This window comes from Streptomyces sp. NPDC018693 (assembly GCF_044391385.1).
Lineage (GTDB): Bacteria > Actinomycetota > Actinomycetes > Streptomycetales > Streptomycetaceae > Streptomyces.
Window position 1 is genome coordinate 198,759 of the sequence record NZ_JBIRZZ010000007.1, and the last position, 25,203, is coordinate 223,961.

A 25,203-nucleotide genomic window follows, 5' to 3' on the forward strand; every position below is an offset into this window, starting at 1 on the left:
TTCACATGGCGTCGGGTACGGCTTCCCGTCGCGTCGACCACTCCGAAGAACCAGGACAACTGGGATGATCGGGACATGATGCGAACCGACGGGTATATCCGCGACAACCGGCAGACCGAGACGGCCGAGCGCCTGGACGCCTTCGCCGCCCTCTTCGACCCCACGACGTTCCGGCACCTCGAAGGACTCGGCATCGGACCCGGCTGGCGCTGCTGGGAGGTCGGCGCCGACGGGCCCTCGGTGGTGTCCTGGCTGGCGAAGAAAGTCGGGCCGACCGGCAGGGTCGTCGCCACCGGCCCCGACACCGCACGCCTGGCCGCCGCGGCCCGCCCGCCGGTCGAGGTGCGCGTCCACGACGTGGGCGCCGAGGAACCGCCGGGGGAGGGCTTCGACCTCGTGCACGCGCGGCTCGCCCTCGTCCAAGTACCCGACCGGGAAAGGGCATTGCGGTCGATGGCCAAGGCCCTGCGGCCCGGCGGGCGACTCCTGGTCGAGGACACCGACCTCGCCCTGCAGCCGTTCTCCTGCCCGGACGAGCACGGACCCCAGCAGCAACTCGCCAACCGGCTCCGTCATGGCCTGCGCACCCTCCTCACCGACCGCGGCGCCGACCTCGCCTCCGGCCGCCGGCTCCCACGCCTGCTCCGCGAGGCCGGCCTCCGCCGGGTCGAGGCCGACGCGTACTTCCCCGTCACCTCGCCCGCCTGTGCCGTCCTGGAAGCGGCGACGATCCGGCAGGTCCGCCAGGAACTCGTCTCCGCGGGCCTCGCCACCGAGCAGGACACCGACCACCACCTCGCCAACATCGCCTCCGGCACGATGGACCTGGCCACGGCCCCGATGATCTCGGCGTGGGGGAGGAAGGCGTAGCACGAGGGAGGCCGGGGTGAGCTGCGATTGCCGGTCCGGGGGCGATGAGTTCCGGGGCGAGCCGCATCTGCCGGCCCCGGGCACGGGGCGTCGGCCGGCCCGTAGCGCATGCTGGGCCCAGGTCACGACCTACGCCGGTGCGGAGCGCCCGCTCGGCGGGGCAGGCGCCGCTTCCCACACCCGGTCGGTCTTCCGCCCTTTCCGGCGCCGCCGGGCTCCCGTGGGGCTTTCGTCGGGCCCTTGCTCTTCCCCGCTCCCCACCCAACTCCCGCGTCACCCGGCGCCTGTCCACCACACCTGCCCCGCCTGGAGCGCCACCGACAGCGCCCGCGGGCGCGTGTTACGTGACGTCAAGGCGTAGCCGCGCCCCGGCGCCCGGTGGTCTGGCGCCCACCTGTTCCACCGCCCGCGCCCCCGCCCGGCATCCCTGCGCCGCCGCGGCCTCCGGAGGGGCGCCGGTGAGGAGGGCGGCGAGGAAGGCGCCGGTGAAGGCGTCGCCGGCGCCCGTGGTGTCGCGGGGGTCGGCCGGGATGGCCGGCACCTGGGCGAGGACGCTGCCGCCCCGGGCGACGAGCGCGCCGTCCGCGCCCCGCTTGGCCACGACCAGCGGGAAGCGCCGGCTCAGCTCGGCCGCCGCGGCCACCGCCTCCGGTACCCCGGTGAGCAGGCACGCCTCGTCCTGGCTGGGCAACAGGACGTCCACCCCGTCGACGAGCCCGAGGAAACGGCCGACACCCAGCTCGGCGAGAAAGCCCGCCGACGCCGGATCGAGGCTGACCGGCACCCCACGCGCGCGTGCCGCCTCCACCGCGACCCGGACCAGCGCACGGCCGGACGCGGAGAACAGCAGGTAACCCGACAGGTGCAGCCGGACCACCCCGTCGAGCAGCGCGTCCGACCAGTCACCGGGCTCCAGCCGCAGCGAGGCCCCGCTGTCCGTGAGGAACGTCCGCTCGGCCGCCGCACCCGTGTCGACCATGCATACCACCGTGCCGGTCGGTGCCTCCGCGTCGACGACGAGCCGGGGCCGCACCCCACAGGCGGTCAGCTCCCGCTCGTGCCAGGCGGCCGCGTCCGAACCCACCCGGCCCAGCAGCCGTACGTCCGCGCACCCCCAATGCGCCGCCCAGCACGCCACATTGGCGCCCGCCCCACCCGGCAGTGTCCGGATCACAGCGGCCGTGTCCGTCCCCGCCGCGAGCGGCCCCCGGTGCCGGGCGACGACATCGGTCACGACGTCCCCGACGACGAGCAGCGCCCCGCCGCCCGCCCCCACCACCCGGCGCCCCGGCGGTCCGTCCGGGTCGCGTCCGTCCCGCCGCTCGCTCACGCCCCGGACCAGGCCGCCGCGATCCGTGCGGCCAGCCGCACGTTCCCGCGTACCGCCGCCAGATTGGCGCTCAGCGACGCGCCGTCCGTGTGCCTGACCAGGTGGTCGAGGAGGAACGGGGTGACCGCCTGGCCGGTGACACCCGCCTCCTCGCACGCGTGCAGCGCGTCCGCGAGCACACGCGCGTGCAGCTCCGGATCCAGCTGCTCCGCCTCCGGAACCGGGTTGGCGACGATCAGCGCCGACTCGGGCGAGCCCAGCGCGTCCTGAGCCCGCATCACATCGGCCACCTGCTCCGGCGTGTCCAGCGTCCAGTCCACCGGATGCCCGGAGTCGGACAGGTAGAAGCCGGGGAAGCGGCCCGTGCCGTACCCGGCCACCGCCACGCCCAGTGTCTCCAGACGCTGCAACGTCGCCGGCACGTCCAGGATGGACTTCACGCCCGCGCACACCACCGTGATCCGGGTCCGGGCCAGCAGACCCAGGTCGGCGGACTCGTCCTGCGTGACCGTCCACTCCCGGTGCACCCCGCCGAGCCCCCCGGTCGCGAACACCCGCACCCCCGCCAGCGCCGCCAGCAGCGCGGTCGCGGACACGGTCGTCGCCCCGCTCGCCCCCGCCGCGACCGCGAGCGGCAGATCGCGGTGGCCCAGCTTGCGGATCCCGTCCTCGTTGGCGATCCGCTCCACCTGCTCCTTGTCCAGGCCGACATGGGGCCGCCCGTCCAGCACGGCGATGGTCGCCGGCACGCCGCCCTCCGCGCGCACCACCGCCTCCAGCTCCAGGGCGACCTGCAGATTGCGCGGGCGGGGCAGCCCGTGCGCGATGATCGTGGACTCCAGGGCCACCACAGGTCGACGCGCGTCAACCGCTTCCCGAACCTCTTCCGACACCACCAGCGTCACGCGCCTGCCTCCTGTCCGTCGGTACTCCCTGATCTCTGGCGGGCGGCACGCCCGGTCAAACCCTTGCGACCTGTGGGGGACGACACCAGCCTGGGAGACATGACGGACAACACGCCACGTCTCGACCATGTCGTCCTCTGGGTGCGCGACCCGGTGGCCGCGGCCGACTTCTACGAACGGTCCGTCGGCCTGCAGCCCGTACGGCTGACCGAGTTCACCGAGGGCGAGGCGCCCTTCCCCTCCGTCCGCGTCAGCGAGGAGACCATCCTCGACCTGATGCCGCTGCCCGCGGCCGGGCACATGACGATGCTGCCCGGCGCGGCGCGGAGCGCCGGCCACCCCGTCAACCACGTCTGTCTCGCCCTGCCGCGCCCCGCCTTCGACGCACTGCGCACCCGCCTGGAGGAGCGCTCCATCCCCGTCTCGGACATCGGCCACGACTCCTTCGGCGCCCGCGGCAACGCGGTCCGCAGCTTCTACTTCCGCGACCCGGACGGCAACATCCTGGAGGCACGCCACTACGACTGACGTCACCGCCTCAGAACAGCGGCTCGGGCAGGACCCCCTCCAGGGCCAGCAGCCTGCGCTTGGTCTCCAGACCGCCCCCGAACCCCCCGATCCCGCCGTCGCTCTCCACGACCCGGTGACACGGCACGACCACCGGCAGCGGATTGGCGCCCATCGCCATCCCCACGGCCTGCGCCGCCCGCGGCTGCCCCACCCGCCGGGCGAGATCGCCGTATCCGACCACCGTCCCGTAGGGCACGCCACAGGCCAGTTCGCGCAGCACCTGGCGGTTGAAGCCCGAGACCAGCGCCCAGTCCAACGGCAGTTCGAAGACCTGCCGCTCACCGGCGAAGTAGGCGTCGACCTGACGTATCGCCTCCGCGAGCAGCGGGAAGCCGGGTGCCTCGACGGGCGCCGCGCCCAGCCGCTCCGCGAGCTGGGCCAGCGCCCTGTCGCGCCGAGCGTCGTCGGTGACGTGGAACACGACGTTGACCAGGCCCGCGCCGGTCGCGGCCAGCAGCAGCGGACCGATGCCGGTGCCGACGACGGTCCACCCGATGCGCTGCTCGTCCTGCCCGTGGCTGTCCATGCGCCCCACCGTACGGCCTGCCACTGACAACGCCCGCCGCGGAAGTGGATCACCACCAGTGCAGGGACCGCCGCACCACGTCGGGCTTGTTGGTGATGATGCCGTCGACGCCGTACTCGACGAGCTCCCGGGCGGTGCTCGCGTCGTCCACCGTCCAGGCGAACACCGCCAGGGGCTCCCCGTGCGGGCCGGAGTACCCGTGCAGAGCGGAGACGTATGCCTCCGACACGGCCCTGTACGGCGGGTTGACCAGGTCGGCGACCTCCGCGTACCGGGGCAGGTCCGCCGTCGCGGGAGCGCCGAGGAAGCCGGTTCTGACGTCCGGTTCCAGGGCGCGCACGGTGCGCAGGCTGTCGAGGTCGAAGCTCTGTACGATCAGCCGGTCGGCGAGGTGCCGCTCGTCCAGCCAGCTCTCGTTGCCGAGCACCTTGAGGATCTGCTGCTCGATCCCCGGGTACAGGGCCGGGTTCTTGATCTCCAGGAGCAGCTTCTGCCCGTATGCCTCGACCCGCCGCAGGTACTGCTCCAACGTCGGCACACGTGTGCCCGTGTGGTCGGGGGAGAACCAGCTGCCCGCGTCGAGCCGCGCGATCTCGGCGGCCGTGAAGTCCTTCACCTTCCACGGAGCACGGCCGGGAAAGACCTCCTCCACATCGGTCGTACGGCGGAGACTGTCGTCGTGGATGACCACGAGCTCGCCGTCCCTGGTGCGCTGGACGTCGTTCTCGACCCACCGGATGCCCAGCGCGGCCGCTTCGTCCACGGCGGCCAGGGTGTTCTCGGGAGCGTGTGCGGAGGCGCCCCGGTGGGCGATCACCGCAGTCAGGCCACTCGTGCCGGCCCGCGCATGGGGGACGGGGAGCAGAAGGGCGGCGATGCCCAGGAGCGTGGTGGTCGTGGCGGCAACTGCGCGCGCGTGCATGCGCACTCCTCGCGTCGAGTGATCACGTACAGCTCAACTGTGACAGCAGAGAGTCACTGAGGGGGGTGTGCGGGATGGACGCAGAATGAATGGAATTGCCCGGGCCTGCTCACTGCGGCCGCACATGTGGGGCAAGGGCGTGTTTCTTTGCCGGAGAATCGTTCGACCAATCCGGTGGGGTCATACTCTCTGCGTCAACCCTGACCGCTGTGCGGCTCCGGGAGGGGGCGCTTTCAGGAAATCCAGCAACAGGGCGGAGGGGCAGCCGGGCATGCAAGGCACGGTCGACGGATTCAGCTACGGGCTCGTCACACCGCTGGTGGCCTACCTCATGGCCTGCCTCGGCGGTGCCCTGGGCCTGCGCTGCACGACCAGAGCCCTGCTCGTCGCCCACTCGTGGCGGCCCGGCTGGCTGGCGCTCGGCGCGGCGGCGATCGGCTCCGGCATCTGGACCATGCACTTCGTCGCGATGATGGGCTTCACGGTGCGGGACGCGCCGATCCACTACGACAGGCCCACGACCTTCGCCAGCCTCGGCGTCGCCATCGTCATGGTCGGCATCGGCATCTTCATCGTCGGCTACAAGGGCGCCTCGGGCACGGCGCTGTTCACGGGGGGCACCATCACCGGCCTGGGCATCGCCTCCATGCACTACCTGGGCATGGCGGGTCTGCGTCTGAACGGCGCCCTGGAGTACAACACGGCCATGGTGGCCCTCTCCGTCGTCATCGCGATGGTCGCCGCCACCGCCGCCCTGTGGGCCGCCGGACAGGTCAGAGGGCTGATGTGGAGCGTCGGTGCGAGTCTGGTGATGGGGCTCGCCGTCAGCGGCATGCACTACACGGGCATGGCCGCGCTGAGCGTCCACCTCCACGGCACCGGCGCGCCGGCCACCGGTGACTTGTCCGCCACCGTCCTCGCCCCCATGCTGATCGGCCCGCTCGCCTTCCTCTGCCTCGCCGGTGCCGTCGTCCTGTTCGACCCGCGCATGATCGGAGGCAGGCCCGCCGCGGCTCCCGCCGAGCACAAACCCGGTGTCCCCGCCCACGAGCCCGCCGTCCTCACCGGCCGCCGGCCCCCCCGCCGCAAGGAAGTCCCGCACCGGCACCGCACCCCGCAGAACCGCTGACCGGACCCCGTTGTCAGTGGGGGGTCGTACGGTGGATGACATGCGGCCCGTTTCCCACATCGAACGCACGGTGGCGCCCTTCGAGGTCGTCAGCCCCTACCAGCCCAACGGCGACCAGCCGACGGCCATCGCCGACCTGGCCCGGCGCATCGAGGCCGGTGAGAGGGACGTCGTCCTGCTCGGCGCGACCGGCACCGGCAAGTCCGCCACCACCGCGTGGATGATCGAGAAGCTCCAGCGCCCCACCCTGGTGATGGCCCCGAACAAGACCCTGGCCGCCCAGCTGGCGAACGAGTTCCGCGAACTCCTGCCGAACAACGCGGTCGAGTACTTCGTCTCGTACTACGACTACTACCAGCCCGAGGCATACGTCCCGCAGTCGGACACCTACATCGAGAAGGACTCCTCGATCAACGAGGAGGTCGAGCGGCTGCGCCACTCCGCGACCAACTCGCTGCTCACCCGCCGCGACGTCGTCGTGGTCGCCTCCGTCTCCTGCATCTACGGCCTCGGCACCCCACAGGAGTACGTGGACCGCATGGTCCCGCTCAAGGTCGGCGAGGAGATCGACCGCGACGAGCTGCTGCGCCGCTTCGTCGACATCCAGTACACGCGCAACGACATGGCGTTCACCCGCGGCACCTTCCGGGTCCGCGGCGACACCATCGAGATCTTCCCGGTCTACGAGGAGCTCGCCGTCCGCATCGAGATGTTCGGCGACGAGATCGAGGCGCTGTCCACGCTGCACCCCCTCACCGGCGAGATCATCAGCGACGACCAGCAGCTGTACGTCTTCCCGGCCTCCCACTACGTCGCCGGACCCGAGCGCATGGAGCGGGCCGTCAACGACATCGAGAAGGAGCTGGGCGAGCGCCTCGCCGAGCTGGAGAAGCAGGGCAAGCTGCTGGAGGCCCAACGCCTGCGCATGCGCACCACGTACGACATCGAGATGCTCCGCCAGATCGGCACCTGCTCCGGCGTGGAGAACTACTCGATGCACTTCGACGGCCGCCTCCCCGGATCCCCGCCGAACACCCTGCTGGACTACTTCCCGGACGACTTCCTGCTCGTCATCGACGAGTCGCATGTCACCGTCCCGCAGATCGGCGCCATGTACGAGGGCGACGCCTCCCGCAAGCGCACCCTCGTCGACCACGGCTTCCGGCTGCCCTCGGCGCTCGACAACCGCCCCCTGAAGTGGGAGGAGTTCCAGGAGCGCATCGGCCAGACGGTCTACCTGTCGGCCACCCCCGGCACCTATGAGCTGTCCCGCGCGGACGGCGTCGTCGAGCAGATCATCCGCCCCACCGGCCTGGTCGACCCGGAGGTCGTCGTCAAGCCCACCGAGGGCCAGATCGACGACCTCGTGCACGAGATCCGGCAGCGGGTCGAGAAGGACGAGCGCGTCCTGGTCACCACGCTCACCAAGAAGATGGCCGAGGACCTCACGGACTACTTCCTGGAACTCGGCATCCAGGTGCGCTATCTGCACAGCGACGTCGACACCCTGCGCCGCGTGGAGCTGCTGCGCGAACTGCGCAGCGGCGAGTTCGACGTCCTGGTCGGCATCAACCTCCTGCGTGAGGGCCTCGACCTGCCCGAGGTGTCCCTGGTGGCGATCCTCGACGCCGACAAGGAGGGCTTCCTCCGCTCGGGCACCTCGCTCATCCAGACCATCGGCCGCGCGGCGCGCAATGTCTCCGGCCAGGTCCATATGTACGCCGACAAGATCACCCCGGCGATGGAGCGGGCCATCGAGGAGACCAACCGCCGCCGGGAGAAGCAGATCGCCTACAACACGGCGAACGGCATCGACCCGCAGCCGCTGCGCAAGAAGATCAACGACATCGTCGCGCAGATCGCCCGCGAGGACATCGACACCGAGCAGCTGCTGGGCTCGGGCTACCGCAGGGCGAGGAAGGACGGCGGCGGCACCAAGGCGCCGGTGCCGTCCCTCGGCGGCAAGGCGGCGAAGGCGGCCCAGGGCGCGAAGACCACCAAGCCCGCCAAGGGCAAGGCCCGGGAGACCGTCCCGACCGACCGCCCCGCCGCCGACCTCGCCGAGCAGATCGAGGAGATGACCGAGCGCATGCGGGCGGCCGCCGCCGACCTGCAGTTCGAGATCGCTGCCCGGCTGCGCGACGAAGTCGCCGAGATGAAGAAGGAACTGCGCCAGATGAAGGAGGCGGGCCTGGCCTGACGGCGCACCCAGGCCGAGCACAGTCCGTCCCGCCGTACCTGCTGTGTTGCAAGAACGACACAAAGTAGGCTGCCGGGTTCGGCACTGTCAGTGGGCCTGCGTAGGGTTCTTGGCAGCCGCGCGGTGCGCGGCAACAGGGGACGTTCGAGAGGGGAATCAGCGCGTGACCGTCAACATGACCAAGGGTCAGGCCATCAGTCTGCAGAAGAACGACGGCGGCAGCCTGACCGCGGTGCGCATGGGTCTCGGCTGGCAGGCGGCTCCGAGGCGCGGCCTGTTCGGCTCCCGCACCCGTGAGATCGACCTCGATGCCTCCGCCGTCCTCTTCGCCGACAAGCAGCCGGTCGACGTCGTCTTCTTCCGCCACCTGGTGAGCGACGACGGCTCGGTGCGCCACACCGGTGACAACCTGGTCGGCGGGGTCGGCCAGGGCGGCGACGACGAGGCGATCCTCGTCGACCTCTCCCGGGTGCCGGTCCACATCGACCAGATCGTCTTCACCGTGAACTCCTTCACGGGCCAGACCTTCCAGGAGGTGCAGAACGCGTTCTGCCGTCTGGTCGACGAGACCAACGGCCAGGAGCTGGCCCGCTACACCCTCGCGGGCGGCGGCGCCTACACGGCCCAGGTCATGGCGAAGGTGCACCGGTCGGGCACGGGCTGGACGATGACGGCCCTCGGCAACCCGGCCAACGGCCGCACCTTCCAGGACCTGATGCCCGCCATCCTGCCCCTGCTCTGAGCGGGCCGCGGCGGCAGACGACACCACCAGACGCGACACAGGGGGACGACAGGCGATGACGGCCGAGCTGGTGCGGGGGCAGAACCACCCGCTCTCCCAGACCCGCCTAGAGATCAGGGTCTCGGCCGGCACGCCGATCGTGGCCGCGGCCACGATCGGCGACGAGCAGGGCAAGGTGCACGGTGCCGAATGGGTCGCCCACCCGGGGGCGCCCGCCCTGCCCGGCCTGGAGGTCTCGCGGCAGGCGGCCGCCGACCACCGTCTCGCGGTGGACCTGGACGCCCTGCCGGAGGCAGTGCACCGGGTGAGCGTCCTGCTCGCCCTGCCCACCGAGGGCGGGGCGGGCCCGCTCCGCTTCGGCGCGGTCGCCGCCCCCTTCGTCGCCGTCACCGGCCTCGACGGCACCGAACTCGCCTCCTACACCCTCACCGGCCTGGACACGGAGTCGGCCGTCGTCGCCCTGGAGCTCTACCGCCGTCAGGGCGCCTGGAAGGTGCGCGCGGTCGGCCAGGGCTACGCGGGCGGCCTCGCCGAACTGCTCACCGACCAGGGCCTGGCCCAGGCCCACCAGCTGGCCTCCGGCATCCACGAGGCCGTGGCCAAGGGCCTCGCCCGCTCGATACCGGCCCCGCCGCCCCGCACGACGGACGCCGACCGCCCCCACGCGGCGGCATCGGCCCTGGGCCCGGACCAGAGCGGCTCCCCGTACGGCCCCCAGGGGACAACCGGCCCGTACGGCGCCACCAGCCCCTACGACCCACAGGCCGGCGTCGGTCCCCAGTCCGCGCAGACGGCCCAGGGCCTCGGCGCGGGCCACCCGACCGGTCCCGCACCCACGAGCCCCACCCCCGCGGACCCCTCCGCCACCACCCAGCCGTCGGCGCCCACGGCCGGCCCCACCGGCGGGGGTCCGATCAACTACAGCCACCCGCGCCGGCAGAACGCCGCCCCGCCTCCGCCCCCGCCGACCGCGCCCCCGGCGGCCCCCGGGCAGCCCGCCCAGCCCGTGGCCGGTGACGCCACCGGCTGGTCCATGGAGGAGCGGCTCTACAACCAGGTGTGGGGCATGTTCGAGGACCTGGCCCGCAGCACGGCCGCGTACCGCAGCGCGATCGACTTCGCCGACTCCCGCATGGAGAAGGAGCTCGACCAGGTCCTGTCGGACCCGCGCAGCCGGGTCGGCGGTCAGGCCGAGGCCGCCCGCGACGCGGCCCACGCCAAGTACTCCCAGCTCGTCGACCAGGCCCGGCAGGCCCTCGACCGCGATCTGGCCCAGCTCGCCGCCGAGGCCGATGTGGTGGAACCCGCGCTGCCACCTGCGTACGCCCGCTGGGACAACCCCGTCTGGCACGCCTACCGCGTCCCCATGGAGATCCCCATGGCCCTGCGCCTGGGCGACCTGCGGCTTCCCGAGAGCGACCGGCTGCGCATCCCCATGCTGCTCCGGCTGCCGCTGGAGCGCGGGCTGTGGATCGACAGCGGACGGACCTCCGCCGCCGACGACACCTTCGCCGACGCCCACGATCTGCGCCGCCTCGCCATGGAGGCGGCGGTGGCGCACGCGGCACGGCTGCTGGCGGTGTACCCGGCGGGCGAGTTCACGGTGCATGTCATCGACCCGGCCGGCTCGGGGGCGCAGGCGCTGCGGCCGCTGGTGCACAGCGGGGTCCTGGTGGGCCCGCCCGCGGCGGGCGCGGCGGGCGTCGCGGACGTCCTCGGGCGGCTCACCCAGCGGGTGGACCTGGTGCAGATGGCGGTGCGCGGCGGCGCGGCCGACGCGCTCCCGCCCGGCTTCGACACCTCCCAGCAACTGCTCGTCGTCAACGACTTCCCGCACGGCTTCGACGACCGCGCCGTGACCCAGCTGCGCTACCTCGCGGACGAGGGCCCGGCGGTCGGCGTCCATCTGATGATGGTCGCCGACCGCGAGGACGCCGCCGGTTACGGTCCGTTGCTGGACCCGCTGTGGCGTTCGCTGCTCCGCCTCACTCCGGTGCCCGACGACCATCTCGCCGACCCGTGGGTCGGGCACGCCTGGACGTACGAGCCGGCGCTGGTGCCGCCCGGCAGCCAGGTGCTCCAGCAGGTGCTCGGCCAGGTCGCCGCAGCGCGCGCCAAGTATCAGTAAAGCGCCCCTGACCAGCTAATTTGGTCTTTCTTTTGCCAACCGCTTTACCTTCCTTTGGTGTTCGGGTTATGGTTTTCAGCACGGAGGGGAGTACTCCCTGACTGCTGCGGCGCTCCCGTCAGTACGGATTCCGGCCGGATCGATCAGGTCGGATCCCGGGACGTCGGCCCGGACTCGGGTGGAAGAGACCTCCGGCAGCGCAACGACGCTGATTACATGCCGTTACGTACTGCCGGAGGCGCAGTGGATGTTTCCCTGACCCTGTGGGTCCTGACGATCGTGGGCCTCAGTGCCCTGATCGCGGTCGACTTCTTCATCGGCCGCAAGCCGCACGACGTGTCCATCAAGGAAGCCGGCATCTGGACCGCCGTATGGATCGTCCTGGCCGGTCTCTTCGGGATCGGCCTGCTGATCTTCGGCGGCGGACAGCCCGCCGGCGAGTACTTCGCGGGCTTCATCACCGAGAAGTCGCTCAGCGTCGACAACCTCTTCGTCTTCGTCCTGATCATGGCGAGGTTCGCGGTCCCCTCCCAGTACCAGCAGCGCGTCCTGCTCATCGGTGTGCTGATAGCCCTGGTCCTGCGGGCCGTCTTCATCGCCGCCGGCGCCGCGATCATCACCAGCTTCTCGTGGGTGTTCTACCTCTTCGGCGCCTTCCTGATCTGGACCGCCTGGAAGCTCATCCAGGAGGCCCGCGCCGGCCAGGAGGACGAGGAATACGAGGAGAACAAGCTGCTCAAGGCCGCCGAGCGCAAGTTCGGTGTCGCCGACCGCTACCACGGCACCAAGCTGTGGATCCAGCAGAACGGCAAGCGGGTCATGACCCCGATGCTCGTCGTGATGCTCGCGATCGGCACCACCGACGTGCTCTTCGCCCTCGACTCCATCCCCGCGATCTTCGGCCTGACGCAGGACCCGTACATCGTCTTCACGGCCAACGCGTTCGCCCTGATGGGCCTGAGGCAGCTTTACTTCCTCATCGGCGGCCTGCTGAAGAAGCTGGTCCACCTCAGCTACGGCCTGTCGGTCATCCTGGGCTTCATCGGCGTGAAGCTGGTGCTCCACGCGCTGCACGAGTCCGGGGTCCATGTCCCCGAGATCAGCATCCCGGTCTCGCTCGGCGTGATCTGCTCCGTCCTGATCGTCACCACGATCACCAGCCTGCGCGCCTCGAAGAAGCAGGCCGAGGCCGAGACGGCGCACACGAAGAGCGAAGGCGCTCCGCAGGAGAGCATCGACGCCTGACGACGGACGACGTAGGAACAACCACCCCCGGGAGCGCTGCGCGGCGAATTGCCGCTCGCCGCTCCCGGTGCTTGCTTGGTGCACAGCGCGTTCCCCGGCCCGGGGACGCCGTGGCCGGGTGAGGTGTGCCCATGAAGTTCGTACAGATCATCGACTTCGAGACCGAGCGCCTGGAGGAGATGCAGAAGCTGCTGGCGGAGTTCGCCCAGCGCCACGCCGGAAGGCCGGGCGGCCCCACGCACCGCGCCCTGCTCAAGGACCGCGACAACCCCCGCCGCTATCTGGCGCTGATCGAGTTCGAGTCGTACGACGACGCCATGCGCAACAGCGACGACCCGGAGACGGCCGAGCTCGCCGAGCAGCTGGGCGCGCTGGGCATCGGAGAGCGCGTCTACACCAACTGCGACCTGCTGGAGTCCGACGTCATGTAGCCGCCCCGCGGCTGGTGGACGGGCCCGGTGCCGGAGTCGCCGCCGGCACCGGGCGAGTCTCCGGCAGCAGGGCGAAACAGCCGAGGCTGAGCAGCGCGATCCCGGTCAGATACGCGCCGACACCCCACGGCACCCGCCCGCCCTGCTCGGCGAGCGCAGTCGCCGCGATCGGCGTCAGCGCGCCCCCGACCACCCCGCCGAGGTTGTAGCCCACCGCGGCGCCCGTGCAGCGCACCCGCGGCTCGTACAGCTCCGGCAGATACGCGGCGATCACCGCGAACATCGTGACGAAGGCGACCAGCGCGCCCAGGAAACCGAGGAACATCCACAGCGGCTCGCCCGTCGCGAGCAACGCCATCATCGGGAACATCCACAGCGCGGAGGCCGCACAGCCCACCAGGCACAGCGGCCGCCGCCCGAACCGGTCGCCCAGCAGCGCCGCCAGCGGGGTCAGCGCGCCCTTCACCACCACAGCGGCCATGATGCAGGCCAGCATGACCGTACGGCCCACGCCGAGCCGCTGCGTCGCGTACGCCAGGGACCACGTCGTCACGGCGTAGAAGACCGCGTACCCGGCGGCGAGCCCGCCCGCTGTCAGCAGCACCAGCCGCCAGTGGTGACGCACCACTTCGGCGAGCGGCACACGCGCGTGGTCGTCGATCTCCAGGAACCGCGGGCTCTCCGTGAGCGACGCCCGCAGCCACAGCCCCGCCGCCGCCGGCACCCCGGCCGCCCAGAACGGGATCCGCCACCCCCACGCGGCGAACTGCGCGTCGGACAGCGTGGCCGACAGCGCCAGCATCACCCCGTTGGCCAGCACGAACCCCACCGCAGGACCCACCTGCGGGAAGCTCGCCCACAGCGCGCGCCGCGCGGCCGGGGCATGCTCCGCGGTCAGCAGGACCGCACCGCCCCACTCCCCGCCGAGCCCCAGCCCCTGCAGGAAGCGCAGCAGGAGCAGCAGCAGGGGAGCGGTCACCCCGATCGCGTCGTACGTCGGCACGCAGCCGACCGCGACCGTCGACGCGCCGGTCAGCACCAGCGATACGACGAGCACCGGTCGGCGCCCGTGCCGGTCCCCGACGTGCCCGAACAGCACGGACCCCAGCGGCCGCGCCACAAAGCCCACACCGAACGTGCCGAAGGCCGCCAGCGTCCCCGCCGGCGGCGAGAACGTCGGGAAGAACAGCGGCCCCAGGACCAGCGCGGCCGCGGTCCCGTAGACGAAGAAGTCGTAGAACTCGATGGTCAACCACCCACGGTGACCGGGAGTTACGGGCGCGAGCGGAGGTGAGCGTCCCCGTCAGTACGTGACGGTGACGCGCCGGGCGGGCCCGTCGACGCGCACCAGGCCGCCGTACGGGATCACCACTTGCGGATCGGTGTGGCCGAGGTCCACGTCGAGGACGATCACGGTGTCGGGGGCGTAGGCCCGCATGGCGCTCAGCACGGCCTCACGCTGCTCGGCGGCGTAACGGGCGGCCTCCTCGGTGCCGTTGGGGCGCTCGAAGGACCAGGTCTTCGCGCGGCCCATCAGCAGCGCCGAGAAACGCTGGAGCAGCCCGCGCTCGCCCATGGTGCGCAGAACGCGGAAGACCTCCGTGGCGCTCGGCAGCTCTTCCGAGGTCTCCAGGAACAGCACCCCGCCGTCGTACGCGGAGAGGTCCCGCGCGATCTCCCGGTCGGCCATCAGCAGCCAGGCGAGGATCTCCAGACAGCCTCCCCAGCTGCGGCCCTCCACCACCCGGTCGGCGTTCACCCAGGTCCAGCCGGTGCCCGGGCGGGACTGCGGCTCCGTGTCGAACGTGGCCGGATCGGCCCAGTCGCGGTCGATGTCGTTCCAGCGCTCGGCGGGTCGCAGCTCGTACGGGCCCGAGGTGAACAGCGCCGCGCGCAGCGACTCGGCCGTCTGCGGGTGCATCGCGCCCGGGCGGCCCAGTTCGCACATCACGGACCCGCCGTGGTAGCCGACGACGCCGGTGTTGTGGAGATAGGCGAGCAGGTTGGTGTTGTCGCTCAGCCCGAAGAACGGCTTCGGGTTCGCCCGGATCAACTCCCGGTCCAGCAGCGGCAGGACGGTGATCTGATCGTCACCGCCGATCGAGGCGAAGACCGCCTTGACGTCCGGGTCGGCGAACGCCGCGTGGATGTCGTCGGCGCGCTGCCGCGCACTCGCACCCATCGTGCGCGTCGCCGGGTACTCCACCGGTCGCAGCCCGAACTCCTCGCTCAGCCGCTCCAGACCGAGTTCGTAGGGGCGCGGGAAGAGCTCCGGCAGACCGCTGGAGGGCGAGATGACGGCGATGCGGTCCCCGGGCGAGGGCTTGGGCGGATACGAGGGTGTCGTCATGCCAGGAGGCTACGGCTCCGCGCACCGTCGGCGCACCGTGATAAACCGGGTCCGAGCAGCGGTCCCGTACGGGCCGCCCGCCGCCCCCCTTCTGACGGACCGGAGGAACCGTGCCCCGCACCCTGGCCAACGCCCCGATCATGATTCTCAACGGCCCCAACCTGAACCTCCTCGGTCAGCGTCAGCCGGAGATCTACGGGTCCGACACGCTCGCCGACGTCGAGGCGATGTGCGCCAAGGCGGCGGCCGCGTACGGCGGCACGGTGGACTTCCGGCAGTCCAACCACGAGGGCGAGCTGGTCGACTGGATCCACGAGGCCCGGCTGAACCACTGCGGCATCGTCATCAACCCCGGCGCCTACTCGCACACGTCGGTCGCGATCCTGGACGCGCTCAACACCTGCGACGGCCTTCCGGTCCTGGAGGTGCACATCTCCAACATCCACCGGCGCGAGTCGTTCCGGCACCACTCCTACGTCTCGCTGCGCGCCGACGGCGTCATCGCCGGCTGCGGCGTGCAGGGGTACGTGTTCGGGGTGGAGCGGGTCGCGGCCCTCGTGGCGGCGGGGCGGACGGAGGGGTAAGCCCCGCTGACCACCTGCTGGGCGACCTCGCGGGCGAACCGGTGCTGCGGCTCTGTGAACGCGCTCCGGCGCGTCCGCCTGGGCCGCCGGTCGAGGGCGGGGATCGGGAGACCGGCGGCCCCTACCGAGCGGGAGCCGTCATCCCGCGCGGGGCTACGACCAGTTGACCGCGCAACCACGCGTGTGGGGAGCGCGTGCGGCGCGTCAACGCGTGTGCGCCGTTCACACGGGGCGCGCATTCGGCGCGCGCCCCCGCGCGTGTACGGGTGCTCACCACCGCGTGTGCTCCTGGCCTTCACCACCCGCGTGCGTCGCCGACCTTCACCACCCGCGCGCGTGCCACTCCGGCAGCTTCGGTCGCTCCGCGCCCAGCGTGGTGTCGTTGCCGTGCCCCGGGTAGACCCAGGTCTCGTCCGGGAGCACGTCGAAGAGCTTCGTCTCCACGTCGTGGATCAGATTGGCGAACGCCTCCGGATTCTTGCGGGTGTTGCCCACCCCGCCCGGGAAGAGACAGTCCCCGGTGAACACATGGGGATGCCCGTGCGGGTCGTCATAGACCAGGGCGATCGAACCCGGCGTGTGCCCGACCAGATGGCGGGCGGTGAGCTCCACCCGCCCCACCCGGATCACATCGCCGTCGTCCACCAGGACGTCGGTCGGCACCGGGATGCCCTCGGCGTCGTCACGCCCGGCGTACGTCCGCGCGCGCGTGGCCGCCACGACCTCGGCGAGCGCCTGCCAGTGATCGCCGTGCCGGTGGGTGGTGACGACGGACGCGATGCCGTCGTCACCGATCATGCCGAGCAGCGTCCGCGCGTCGTTGGCCGCGTCGATCAGCAGCTGCTCGTCCGTGGCCCGGCAGCGCAGCAGATAGGCGTTGTTGTCCATGGGGCCGACCGCGATCTTGGTGATCATCAGGTCCTTCAGCTCGTGCACATCCGCCGGGCCGCCGACCGTCACCTCTCCGCTGTACGTCATGACGGCAGCCTATAGCGGAGGCAGCCCCGGCAGCGGCCCGCCGGAGACGGTCAGCGCGGATCCGTCGCGGCGCCCGGCGAGCCAGCCCAGGAGGTCGGCCGCGGGGCCGGTGACGGTGACCTCGGGGGCGTCCGCGGCCCGTCCCGTGCGCCACACGCGCGTGCCGTCCGTGAGGTGCGTCGGCGGCACGTCGGGGTGCCCGGTGAACCGCTCGGCGAGGAAGTCGATCTCCCGCTCGGTGAACTCGGGCGGCAGGTCCTCCAGCTCGTACCCGATGCCCAGGTCCACGTGGTGCAGCTCCACCTCCACCCACCTGCGGAACGGCACGCGCGCGGCGGAGTCGGTGACCCCGTTGCGCAGCTCCACCGTGCGCGTCCAGTCCGCGGGCGCGTCCCCGGCCGCCTGGAAGCCGGCCGCGCTCTGCCGCAGGTCGGCGAGGTGTGCGTCGAGGGGGCGCGGGGCGTCCCGCTCGATGTCGCCGTCCCGGGCCTCGCCGGAGGCGTACATGGGGCGGCCCTGGAGGACGTTCACGAGGGCGTCCGCGTTGCGGGAGAGATGCGCCAGTACGTGCCCGCGGCTCCAGCCGGGCAGACGTGACGGCTCGGCGGCGGAGGCGTTGTCCAGCCTGGCGACTGCGGTGAGCAGTCGTTCGGTCGCGTCACGTACAGATGCCAGGTCATGAGCGTGATCAATCATGCTGCTGACCCTAGTCCCGCCACACCTTCGGGTGAAGGTGGTGAAGCGGTGCCGTTAATCGAATGCACGTGCTATATGGTCGGACGTGGCGTCGGGCATGCTGGATGGCCGGGGATTGTTTGCAACCGGTGAATCCGACCGGCGTTGTCAGTGGCTCCCCCTAGTCTGAGAAGGACGGGGGCCCCGCCCCTGTCACTTCTCTCAAGAAAGGTGCGGACCGGCGTGGCCGACCGTCTCATCGTCCGTGGCGCGCGCGAGCACAACCTGAAAAACGTGTCGCTCGACCTGCCCCGGGACTCGCTCATCGTCTTCACGGGCCTGTCCGGGTCGGGCAAGTCCTCCCTGGCCTTCGACACCATCTTCGCCGAGGGTCAGCGACGCTACGTGGAGTCGCTCTCCTCGTACGCCCGCCAGTTCCTCGGCCAGATGGACAAGCCGGACGTCGACTTCATCGAGGGCCTCTCCCCGGCCGTCTCGATCGACCAGAAGTCCACCTCCCGCAACCCGCGCTCCACGGTCGGCACCATCACCGAGGTCTACGACTATCTGCGGCTGCTCTTCGCGCGCATCGGCAAGCCACACTGCCCCGAGTGCGGCCGCCCCATCTCCCGCCAGTCGCCGCAGGCCATCGTCGACAAGGTCCTGGAGCTGCCCGAGGGCAGCCGCTTCCAGGTGCTGTCGCCGCTGGTGCGGGAGCGCAAGGGCGAGTTCGTCGACCTCTTCGCGGACCTGCAGACCAAGGGCTACTCCCGCGCGCGGGTGGACGGCGAGACCGTCCAGCTGTCCGACCCGCCCACGCTGAAGAAGCAGGAGAAGCACACCATCGAGGTGGTCGTCGACCGCCTCACCGTCAAGGACTCCGCCAAGCGCCGCCTCACCGACTCCGTCGAGACCGCCCTCGGCCTGTCCGGCGGCATGGTCGTGCTCGACTTCGTCGACCTCCCCGAGGACGACCCCGAGCGCGAGCGCATGTACTCGGAGCACCTGTACTGCCCGTACGACGACCTGTCCTTCGAGGAGCTGGAGCCGCGCTCCTTCTCCTTCAACTCGCCCTTCGGCGCCTGCCCCGAGTGCACCGGCATCGGCACGCGCATGGAGGTCGACCCCGAGCTGATCGTCCCCGACCCGGACAAGAGCCTCGACGAGGGCGCCATCCACCCCTGGTCGCACGGCCACACCAAGGACTACTTCGGCCGTCTCATCGGCGCCCTCGCCGACGCGCTGGGCTTCCGGACCGACATCCCCTTCGCCGGTCTCCCGCAGCGCGCCAAGAAGGCCCTGCTCCACGGCCACAAGACCCAGATAGAGGTCCGCTACCGCAACCGGTACGGACGCGAGCGGGTGTACACCACCCCCTTCGAGGGCGCCGTGCCCTTCGTCAAGCGCCGGCACAGCGAGGCGGAGTCCGACGCCAGCCGTGAGCGCTTCGAGGGCTATATGCGCGAGGTGCCCTGCCCCACCTGTGAGGGCACGCGCCTGAAGCCGATCGTCCTCGCGGTCACGATCATGGAGAAGTCGATCGCCGAGGTCTCCGCGATGTCCATCAGCGACTGCGCGGACTTCCTGGGCGAGCTGAGGCTCACCGCGCGCGACAAGAAGATCGCCGAGCGTGTGCTGAAGGAGGTCAACGAGCGGCTGCGCTTCCTGGTCGACGTCGGCCTGGACTACCTCTCGCTCAACCGCGCGGCCGGCACCCTCTCCGGCGGCGAGGCCCAGCGCATCCGCCTGGCCACCCAGATCGGCTCCGGCCTCGTCGGCGTCCTCTACGTCCTCGACGAGCCGTCCATCGGTCTGCACCAGCGCGACAACCACCGCCTGATCGAGACCCTCGTCCGCCTGCGCGACATGGGCAACACGCTCATCGTCGTCGAACACGACGAGGACACCATCAAGGTCGCCGACTGGATCGTCGACATCGGCCCCGGCGCCGGCGAGCACGGCGGCAAGGTCGTGCACAGCGGTTCCCTGAAGGAGCTGCTCGCCAACGCCGAGTCGCAGACCGGGCAGTACCTGTCCGGCAAGAAGTCGATCCCCCTGCCCGACATCCGGCGCCCGCTCGACCCCTCCCGCCGGCTCACCGTGCACGGCGCCCGCGAGAACAACCTGCGCGACATCGACGTCTCCTTCCCGCTCGGCGTGTTCACCGCGGTCACCGGCGTCTCCGGCTCCGGCAAGTCGACGCTGGTCAACGACATCCTGTACACCCACCTCGCCCGCGAGCTCAACGGCGCCCGCAATGTGCCCGGGCGGCACACGCGCGTGGAGGGTGACGACCTCGTCGACAAGGTCGTGCACGTCGACCAGTCGCCCATCGGCCGCACCCCGCGCTCCAACCCGGCGACGTACACCGGCGTCTTCGACCACATCCGCAAGCTGTTCGCCGAGACCACCGAGGCGAAGGTCCGTGGCTACCTGCCCGGCCGCTTCTCCTTCAACGTCAAGGGCGGCCGCTGCGAGAACTGCTCCGGTGACGGCACCATCAAGATCGAGATGAACTTCCTCCCGGACGTCTACGTCCCGTGCGAGGTCTGCCACGGCGCCCGCTACAACCGGGAGACGCTGGAGGTCCACTACAAGGGCAAGTCCATCGCCGAGGTCCTGAACATGCCGATCGAGGAAGCCATGCACTTCTTCGAGGCCGTCCCGGCGATCAACCGCCACCTGAAGACGCTGAACGACGTCGGCCTCGGCTACGTCCGGCTCGGCCAGTCCGCGACCACCCTGTCCGGCGGTGAGGCCCAGCGCGTCAAGCTCGCCAGCGAGCTGCAGAAGCGCTCCACCGGCCGCACGGTCTACGTCCTGGACGAGCCGACCACCGGTCTGCACTTCGAGGACATCAGCAAGCTCCTGAAGGTCCTGTCCGGACTGGTCGACAAGGGCAACACGGTCATCGTCATCGAGCACAACCTCGACGTGATCAAGACCGCCGACTGGATCGTCGACATGGGCCCCGAGGGCGGCGCGGGCGGCGGCATCGTCGTCGCCGAGGGCACACCGGAGGAGGTCGCAGGGGTCCCGGCCAGCCACACCGGCAAGTTCCTGCGCGAGATCCTGGACCCGCAGAAGATCAGCGACGCCGCGCCGGTGAAGGCCCCACGCCGGACACCGGCGAAGAAGACGACGCGCGCCCGCAAGGCGTGACGCCCGACACGAACAGCACGGCGCCCCGCGGGAACTCCCCGCGGGGCGCCGTCCGTTGTGCGATCAGCCCTCGCCGGGACAGATCCCCTCTCTGCGGCACGAGACCTCCTGACCGAGCCGCATGTCGCCGCACTGTCGACGGACACATGGTCACCGCCGGCGCCCCCTTCACCGGACGGCTCGCCGCCGTGCCCAGCCTGCCCGCCTCGCACGGCGTCGACACCGTCGACACCCGCACGCGGGCCGACTGCGCCTGTCGTACGCGATGCTGTCCCTCTCCGAGGAGGGTCAGCGGCTGGTGGTGCACCTCCCGGCCGACCAGGCCCCGGCCGCGGCGCTGGACGACCTCAACGGGCGCAAGCCGGGGCCGCTGCGGGCCGTCAGCGGCTGACGGGTCACCCGACCGCTGTCACAGCCCGCCCAGCTCCGAGGCGTACGGCGGCTCCGCCCCCGCGCGGGAACAGGTGATCGCCGCCGCGCGCGCGGCGAACCGCAGCAGCCGCTCCCAGTCGGCCGGGCCGATCCCGTCGAGGGCCGTCGGGGACAGCGCGTCCAGTCGGTCGAGGCCGTGCAGCAGCGCCGCGTTCACGGTGTCGCCGGCGCCGATGGTGTCCACCACGTCGACCTTCTCGCCCGGCACCGAGTGCACACCGCCGTCCCGGGTGAACGCGGTCAGCCCGTCACCGCCCTGGGTGATCACGACGGCCGACGGCCCCGCGGCGAGCCACTCGCGGGGAGTGCCGCCCAGCCAGTGGGCGTCCTCCTCGGACAGCTTGAGCAGGGTCACCGACGGCAGCCAGCTCCGGAAGCGGGCCCGGTAGGCGTCCGCGTCGGGGATCAGCCCCGGCCGGATGTTCGGGTCGAGAGAGGTGAACAGGCCGCGCCCGGCCGCGGACCGCATCAGCTGCTCGTAGGCGCTCGCGCCGGGCTCCAGGACGAGCGAGCAGGTGCCGAAGGAGACCGCGCGGGTCCCGGCGGGCAGTTCGGCCGGGGCCGTGAACAGGCGGTCGGCGGTGCCGTCGACGTAGAACGAGTAGGCGGCCGAACCGCTCTCGTCGATCGTGGCGACCGCGAGCGTGGTCGGCTCCGGACCGCGCTGCACTCCGGAGACGTCCACCCCCGCGCGGCCCAGCCCGTCCAGCAGGGCCTCGCCGAAGGCGTCCTCGGAGGTGCGGGAGGCGAAGGCGGTGGGCGAGCCGAGCCGCCCGAGGGCCAAGGCGGTGTTGTACGGGCCGCCGCCCAGCGCCGGCCGCAGATCCGCGAGGGCACCCGCGCCCTGCGGTACCAGGTCGATCAGTGCCTCACCGGCGACGACGATCACGGGCGGTTCCTTTCGGGGACGGGGGAGCGGGAGGCGTGAGCGGCTGCTCGGCGCACCCGCAGGAGGTGCGGTGGACGAAGGCGCAGGGAAGCCGCACGGTGCGGGCCGGGCGGTCCGGGGCGGCGAGCCGGTCGAGGAGCACCTGGACGGCCCGGACGCCGATCTCCCGGCTGGGCTGGGCGATCGCGGTGAGCCGGGGCGAGAACAGGTCGGCCCAGGGGAAGTCGTCGAAGGAGCACAGCGCGATGTCCTCGGGCACCGACCGGCCGTGCTCGCCCAGGGCGCGCAGCGCGCCGAGGGTCATGGCGTTGTTGGCGGTGACGAGGGCGGTCGGCGGGGTGGCGAGGGACAGCAGGGCGGCGGTGGCCTGCTCGGCGCCGGCGGAGGCGGAGTCGCCGTGGACCAGGAGCCGCTCGTCATAGGGAAGCCCGGCGGCCGCGAGACCGTGCCGGTAGCCGGAGACGCGCTCGGTGGTGGTGCTGAGGCCGGGCAGCCCCGCGACCAGGGCGATCCTGCGGTGGCCGAGGCCGGCCAGGTGGCCGACCAGGTCGGCCATCGGCGCGGCGTTCTCGGCGCAGACCTGGTCGAAGCCGGGCGTGTCGTGGGCCGCGCCGTCCACCGTCCGGTCGAGCAGGACGGTCGGCACGGCATGCCGGGTGAGGTAGGTGAGCAGGCCGCCCGGTTCGGCGGAGGGGGCGACGATCAGGCCGTCCACCCGGCGTTCGTGCAGCAGCTGGACGACCTTGCGCTCGTGCGCGGGGTCGTCGTGCGGGTCGGCGATCAGCAGGCTGTAGCCGTGCTCCAGGGCGCTCGCCTCGACGCCCTGGAGGATCTCCGTGAAGTAGGGGTTGCTGATCGCGGACACCGCGAGCCCGATGGAGCGGGTGCGGGCGGTCACCAGGGAACGGGCCAGCGTGTTGGGCGTGTAGCCGAGTTCGTCGATGGCGTCGAGGACGGCCTGGCGGGTGTGGGGAAGGACCGGGCGGGTGTCGTTCAGGACGTGCGAGACGGTCGCGACGGACACCCCGGCGAACCGCGCGACATCGGCCATGGTCGCCATGACGCCTCCCTCCAAGGACGCTGTCTCCCGGTCGCGGCCCGCTCTCCAGGGGCACCCGCGAGCCGTGTGTGGCGGCAACGTATCTCATCCCGGCCATGACGTAAACGCTTGCGCAAGCGTTTACGTCCACCCAACCCGCCGCAACCCCGTCCGATCCCCGGCGGTATCGTGCGCGTGACCGCCCGCACGGCGTCCTGAAGATTTCCGAACGGTTTTGACAGTTCCGAACAGTTCGCACAGTTCCGATCAGTGGAGTCCCTCATGCCCGGCCGACCCTCCGCGACCCGCCGTACCGTCCTGCGCGGGGCGGCCCTCACACCCGTCGCCGGGCTCGGCACGGCCGCCTGCTCGCCGCTCAGTGGCACCACCGTGGCGGCCACGCCCACGGCACCGGTCGAGCTGGGTGCGGAGAACGAGGTCGAGCAGGGCGGCGCCAAGCTCTACCAGGACCACAACGTGGTGGTCAGCCGGTCGGCCGACGGCACGCTGACGGCGTACAGCTCGGTGTGCACGCACGGGGGGTGCGCCATGAACAAGCTCGACGGCACCAAGCTGATCTGCCCGTGCCACGGCAGCAGGTTCGACGCCACGAACGGCGAGGTGCTGCGGGGCCCGGCCTCCGTGAACCTGCCCCGGCTGTCGGTCAAGGCCGAGAACGGCAAGCTGGTGGCGGGCCCGGCCGCCTGATCGGACGTGCCTGCCCTGCCCCGGGCTCCCTCACTCCCAGTCCCAGCCGATCCCCACCATCCTCGACCGCATGCGCGGCTCGACGAGGTGGACCGAGTGGTGTCGGCCGCTCAGGGGCAGTTCCTGGCGGCCGGCGCGGGGTGCCGCGGCCGAGTGCTGGGTGAAGCGGTGGCAGCGCACGGGCAGCGCGCTCGCGTCGAACCGGACCTGGAGCGCGTACTGGCCGCCGGTCGGCCCGAAACCACGGACGTACTCGTGTGAGACGCCCGCCGTGCCGTCCTCGACGCCGTAGCGGAAGAGGAAGGTGTCCCCGGACCGCAGCCGGGTGTCGAAGAGCAGCTCTGCGACCAGGATGCCGGTGTCGTGGTGCCGGCGGACGCGCCCGGTGCGGCAGTTCTCCAGGGCGTGCACCGCCATCCGCTCCGGCGCGCAGCCGGGGTCGCCCTGGTGCACGGCCAGGAAGCGGTCGGTGCCGTCCCGGTGGGCGCGCACGATGTGGTGCGCCTCGCGGCCCAGCAGCTCGCGGCGGGCGCCGATGTGCACCCGCTCGTGGTGGCCGAGGGTGTGCAGACCCCCGTCCAGCGGGATGCCGAGGCCGCCGAGCAGGTCCCGCAGGACGTCCGACGCCTCCAAGTAGGAGCGGTAGGAACGGACGGCCCGGCGCCCGGGCGCCGCGGTGTCGTCGGCCTGCGCGAGCAGACGGATCAGCGACTCCTCCGGCAGCCGCAGGATCTCCTCCAGAGCCCGTACGGCGCGCAGCGACTCGGGGCGCTGCGGGCGCCGGGCGCCCTGCTGCCAGTAGCTGAGACTCGTCACCCCGACCTTGACCCCGTGGCGCGACAGATGGTGCTGGACGCGCTGGAGGGGCAGCCCACGGGCGGCGATGGCGGCGCGCAGCGCCACATGGAAGGGCCCGCCCCGCAGGGCCGCGTCGAGCTCCGCTGCGACGTCGTCGGCGCTGTCGTGGACGGCGACGTCTGCGGGGACGTCCGCCGAGACGCCTGCGGAGTCGTCCGCACCGATGTCCGCGGCGGCGTCCGCGTGCTGTGTGGCGTGCAGCATGCAGGGGCCTCTCTGTGAAAGCTCACAACGGTTGGTCAGACCGTTTCCCGTGGGTGTGCCAGGCCCTGCCCCCGTGGACGCCCGGCCGCTTCCCCCCGCGTCCGGCGTCGTGCACGGCCCGAGTTCCCCCGCATTGAAGCGTGTTGACCGATCCCCGACAACACCTCGGGCACGGCATCAGGGCACGATTGGCCGAGTCCGTGGCCTTGCCCAGGGGCCGCTGGCCAGCCGATACGGCCGCGTGTTGGCCATGAGAGGCTCACCGCGTGACGGAGACATGGCGGCTCGAAGACACCCCGGCATCCGTGACGGCGGACGGCGCTTCC

At 71.7% G+C, this 25,203-nt stretch carries 23 protein-coding genes; 12 read left to right on the forward strand and 11 right to left on the reverse strand.

What is annotated here, in order from left to right; genetic code table 11:
• Positions 1 to 75: 75 nt before the first annotated feature.
• The gene (locus ACH5AC_RS20390) at positions 76 to 870 is read left to right on the forward strand and encodes a methyltransferase domain-containing protein (protein ID WP_398863334.1); all 795 of its coding nucleotides are present in this window, start codon (positions 76 to 78) and stop codon (positions 868 to 870) included.
• Positions 871 to 1,210: 340 nt separating this feature from the next.
• On the opposite strand, the gene ACH5AC_RS20395 is transcribed toward ACH5AC_RS20390, so the two are convergent.
• Both ACH5AC_RS20395 and ACH5AC_RS20400 read right to left on the reverse strand, forming a co-directional pair.
• The gene (locus ACH5AC_RS20395) at positions 1,211 to 2,149 is read right to left on the reverse strand and encodes a carbohydrate kinase family protein (RefSeq protein WP_398863564.1); all 939 of its coding nucleotides are present in this window, start codon (positions 2,147 to 2,149) and stop codon (positions 1,211 to 1,213) included.
• A 47-nt stretch (positions 2,150 to 2,196) separates the two neighbouring features.
• Positions 2,197 to 3,105, reverse strand: a complete 909-nt coding sequence (locus ACH5AC_RS20400; RefSeq protein ID WP_398863335.1) for a pseudouridine-5'-phosphate glycosidase — start codon at positions 3,103 to 3,105, stop codon at positions 2,197 to 2,199.
• A gap of 99 nt (positions 3,106 to 3,204) precedes the next feature.
• Here ACH5AC_RS20400 and ACH5AC_RS20405 point away from each other — a divergent pair, with 99 nt between their 5' ends.
• Positions 3,205 to 3,633: a VOC family protein gene (locus ACH5AC_RS20405; RefSeq protein WP_398863336.1), complete on the forward strand. Its 429-nt coding sequence runs from the start codon at positions 3,205 to 3,207 to the stop codon at positions 3,631 to 3,633.
• Between the two features lie 10 nt (positions 3,634 to 3,643).
• Here ACH5AC_RS20405 and ACH5AC_RS20410 read toward each other — a convergent pair whose 3' ends face one another.
• Both ACH5AC_RS20410 and ACH5AC_RS20415 read right to left on the reverse strand, forming a co-directional pair.
• Positions 3,644 to 4,201 (reverse strand): methylated-DNA--[protein]-cysteine S-methyltransferase, encoded by a 558-nt coding sequence (locus ACH5AC_RS20410; RefSeq protein ID WP_398863337.1) that lies wholly within the window; start codon positions 4,199 to 4,201, stop codon positions 3,644 to 3,646.
• 49 nt (positions 4,202 to 4,250) lie between these two features.
• Entirely contained in the window at positions 4,251 to 5,123 is an 873-nt protein-coding gene (locus tag ACH5AC_RS20415) for a glycerophosphodiester phosphodiesterase (protein ID WP_398863338.1), read from the reverse strand.
• A 271-nt stretch (positions 5,124 to 5,394) separates the two neighbouring features.
• On the opposite strand from ACH5AC_RS20415, the gene ACH5AC_RS20420 reads away from it, so the two are divergent.
• From ACH5AC_RS20420 to ACH5AC_RS20445, 6 genes are all read left to right on the forward strand, one after another.
• On the forward strand, positions 5,395 to 6,252 hold the full coding sequence (locus ACH5AC_RS20420; RefSeq protein WP_398863339.1) for an MHYT domain-containing protein: 858 nt from the start codon (positions 5,395 to 5,397) through the stop codon (positions 6,250 to 6,252).
• 40 nt (positions 6,253 to 6,292) lie between these two features.
• The gene (uvrB, locus tag ACH5AC_RS20425) at positions 6,293 to 8,452 is read left to right on the forward strand and encodes an excinuclease ABC subunit UvrB (protein WP_398863340.1); all 2,160 of its coding nucleotides are present in this window, start codon (positions 6,293 to 6,295) and stop codon (positions 8,450 to 8,452) included.
• A 163-nt stretch (positions 8,453 to 8,615) separates the two neighbouring features.
• Positions 8,616 to 9,194 (forward strand): TerD family protein, encoded by a 579-nt coding sequence (locus ACH5AC_RS20430; RefSeq protein ID WP_398863341.1) that lies wholly within the window; start codon positions 8,616 to 8,618, stop codon positions 9,192 to 9,194.
• A gap of 55 nt (positions 9,195 to 9,249) precedes the next feature.
• Positions 9,250 to 11,322: a TerD family protein gene (locus ACH5AC_RS20435; RefSeq protein WP_398863342.1), complete on the forward strand. Its 2,073-nt coding sequence runs from the start codon at positions 9,250 to 9,252 to the stop codon at positions 11,320 to 11,322.
• A gap of 243 nt (positions 11,323 to 11,565) precedes the next feature.
• Positions 11,566 to 12,567 carry a TerC family protein gene (locus ACH5AC_RS20440; RefSeq protein WP_398863343.1) on the forward strand — a complete coding sequence of 334 codons (1,002 nt, stop codon included), beginning with the start codon at positions 11,566 to 11,568 and terminating at the stop codon, positions 12,565 to 12,567.
• A 131-nt stretch (positions 12,568 to 12,698) separates the two neighbouring features.
• A complete protein-coding gene (locus tag ACH5AC_RS20445; protein ID WP_398863345.1) occupies positions 12,699 to 12,998 on the forward strand; it encodes a hypothetical protein in 300 nt (99 codons plus the stop codon).
• Here the strand turns inward: ACH5AC_RS20445 and ACH5AC_RS20450 are convergent.
• Both ACH5AC_RS20450 and ACH5AC_RS20455 read right to left on the reverse strand, forming a co-directional pair.
• Positions 12,991 to 14,250, reverse strand: a complete 1,260-nt coding sequence (locus ACH5AC_RS20450; protein ID WP_398863347.1) for an MFS transporter — start codon at positions 14,248 to 14,250, stop codon at positions 12,991 to 12,993. The genes ACH5AC_RS20445 and ACH5AC_RS20450 overlap by 8 nt on opposite strands.
• 51 nt (positions 14,251 to 14,301) lie before the next feature.
• Complete coding sequence (locus ACH5AC_RS20455; RefSeq protein WP_398863348.1) at positions 14,302 to 15,348, reverse strand: S66 peptidase family protein; 1,047 nt, start codon at positions 15,346 to 15,348, stop codon at positions 14,302 to 14,304.
• 110 nt (positions 15,349 to 15,458) lie between these two features.
• On the opposite strand from ACH5AC_RS20455, the gene aroQ reads away from it, so the two are divergent.
• Positions 15,459 to 15,932, forward strand: a complete 474-nt coding sequence (aroQ, locus tag ACH5AC_RS20460; protein WP_398863349.1) for a type II 3-dehydroquinate dehydratase — start codon at positions 15,459 to 15,461, stop codon at positions 15,930 to 15,932.
• 321 nt (positions 15,933 to 16,253) lie between these two features.
• Here aroQ and ACH5AC_RS20465 read toward each other — a convergent pair whose 3' ends face one another.
• Together ACH5AC_RS20465 and ACH5AC_RS20470 are read right to left on the reverse strand one after the other, a co-directional pair.
• Positions 16,254 to 16,910, reverse strand: a complete 657-nt coding sequence (locus ACH5AC_RS20465) for an MBL fold metallo-hydrolase (protein WP_398863350.1) — start codon at positions 16,908 to 16,910, stop codon at positions 16,254 to 16,256.
• 9 nt (positions 16,911 to 16,919) lie between these two features.
• Complete coding sequence (locus ACH5AC_RS20470; protein ID WP_398863351.1) at positions 16,920 to 17,606, reverse strand: maleylpyruvate isomerase family mycothiol-dependent enzyme; 687 nt, start codon at positions 17,604 to 17,606, stop codon at positions 16,920 to 16,922.
• Between the two features lie 222 nt (positions 17,607 to 17,828).
• Between ACH5AC_RS20470 and uvrA the strand changes: the two genes are divergently transcribed.
• Positions 17,829 to 20,747 carry an excinuclease ABC subunit UvrA gene (gene uvrA, locus ACH5AC_RS20475; RefSeq protein WP_398863352.1) on the forward strand — a complete coding sequence of 973 codons (2,919 nt, stop codon included), beginning with the start codon at positions 17,829 to 17,831 and terminating at the stop codon, positions 20,745 to 20,747.
• A gap of 265 nt (positions 20,748 to 21,012) precedes the next feature.
• Entirely contained in the window at positions 21,013 to 21,138 is a 126-nt protein-coding gene (locus ACH5AC_RS20480; protein ID WP_398863353.1) for a hypothetical protein, read from the forward strand.
• Between the two features lie 18 nt (positions 21,139 to 21,156).
• Here the strand turns inward: ACH5AC_RS20480 and ACH5AC_RS20485 are convergent, their stop codons facing one another.
• Entirely contained in the window at positions 21,157 to 22,068 is a 912-nt protein-coding gene (locus tag ACH5AC_RS20485; protein ID WP_398863354.1) for a carbohydrate kinase, read from the reverse strand.
• Positions 22,049 to 23,128 (reverse strand): LacI family DNA-binding transcriptional regulator, encoded by a 1,080-nt coding sequence (locus tag ACH5AC_RS20490; protein WP_398863355.1) that lies wholly within the window; start codon positions 23,126 to 23,128, stop codon positions 22,049 to 22,051. The genes ACH5AC_RS20485 and ACH5AC_RS20490 overlap by 20 nt, the downstream gene beginning before the upstream one ends.
• Positions 23,129 to 23,389: 261 nt before the next feature.
• Here ACH5AC_RS20490 and ACH5AC_RS20495 point away from each other — a divergent pair, with 261 nt between their 5' ends.
• Entirely contained in the window at positions 23,390 to 23,815 is a 426-nt protein-coding gene (locus ACH5AC_RS20495) for a Rieske (2Fe-2S) protein (protein ID WP_398863356.1), read from the forward strand.
• Between the two features lie 30 nt (positions 23,816 to 23,845).
• Here ACH5AC_RS20495 and ACH5AC_RS20500 read toward each other — a convergent pair whose 3' ends face one another.
• A complete protein-coding gene (locus ACH5AC_RS20500; protein WP_398863357.1) occupies positions 23,846 to 24,877 on the reverse strand; it encodes a hypothetical protein in 1,032 nt (343 codons plus the stop codon).
• Positions 24,878 to 25,203: the final 326 nt, after the last annotated feature.

Excerpts from the sequence above, each read along its gene's own strand:
- ACH5AC_RS20390 (WP_398863334.1), top strand. The coding sequence starts at position 76 with ATGATGCGAACCGACGGGTATATCCGCGACAACCGGCAGACCGAGACG.
- ACH5AC_RS20405 (WP_398863336.1), top strand. The coding sequence starts at position 3,205 with ATGACGGACAACACGCCACGTCTCGACCATGTCGTCCTCTGGGTGCGC.
- ACH5AC_RS20410 (WP_398863337.1), bottom strand. The coding sequence starts at position 4,201 with ATGGACAGCCACGGGCAGGACGAGCAGCGCATCGGGTGGACCGTCGTC.
- ACH5AC_RS20415 (WP_398863338.1), bottom strand. The coding sequence starts at position 5,123 with ATGCACGCGCGCGCAGTTGCCGCCACGACCACCACGCTCCTGGGCATC.
- ACH5AC_RS20420 (WP_398863339.1), top strand. The coding sequence starts at position 5,395 with ATGCAAGGCACGGTCGACGGATTCAGCTACGGGCTCGTCACACCGCTG.
- uvrB (WP_398863340.1), top strand. The coding sequence starts at position 6,293 with ATGCGGCCCGTTTCCCACATCGAACGCACGGTGGCGCCCTTCGAGGTC.
- ACH5AC_RS20435 (WP_398863342.1), top strand. The coding sequence starts at position 9,250 with ATGACGGCCGAGCTGGTGCGGGGGCAGAACCACCCGCTCTCCCAGACC.
- ACH5AC_RS20445 (WP_398863345.1), top strand. The coding sequence starts at position 12,699 with ATGAAGTTCGTACAGATCATCGACTTCGAGACCGAGCGCCTGGAGGAG.
- ACH5AC_RS20455 (WP_398863348.1), bottom strand. The coding sequence starts at position 15,348 with ATGACGACACCCTCGTATCCGCCCAAGCCCTCGCCCGGGGACCGCATC.
- ACH5AC_RS20465 (WP_398863350.1), bottom strand. The coding sequence starts at position 16,910 with ATGACGTACAGCGGAGAGGTGACGGTCGGCGGCCCGGCGGATGTGCAC.
- ACH5AC_RS20470 (WP_398863351.1), bottom strand. The coding sequence starts at position 17,606 with ATGATTGATCACGCTCATGACCTGGCATCTGTACGTGACGCGACCGAA.
- ACH5AC_RS20480 (WP_398863353.1), top strand. The coding sequence starts at position 21,013 with ATGCTGTCCCTCTCCGAGGAGGGTCAGCGGCTGGTGGTGCACCTCCCG.
- ACH5AC_RS20490 (WP_398863355.1), bottom strand. The coding sequence starts at position 23,128 with ATGGCGACCATGGCCGATGTCGCGCGGTTCGCCGGGGTGTCCGTCGCG.
- ACH5AC_RS20495 (WP_398863356.1), top strand. The coding sequence starts at position 23,390 with ATGCCCGGCCGACCCTCCGCGACCCGCCGTACCGTCCTGCGCGGGGCG.
- ACH5AC_RS20500 (WP_398863357.1), bottom strand. The coding sequence starts at position 24,877 with ATGCTGCACGCCACACAGCACGCGGACGCCGCCGCGGACATCGGTGCG.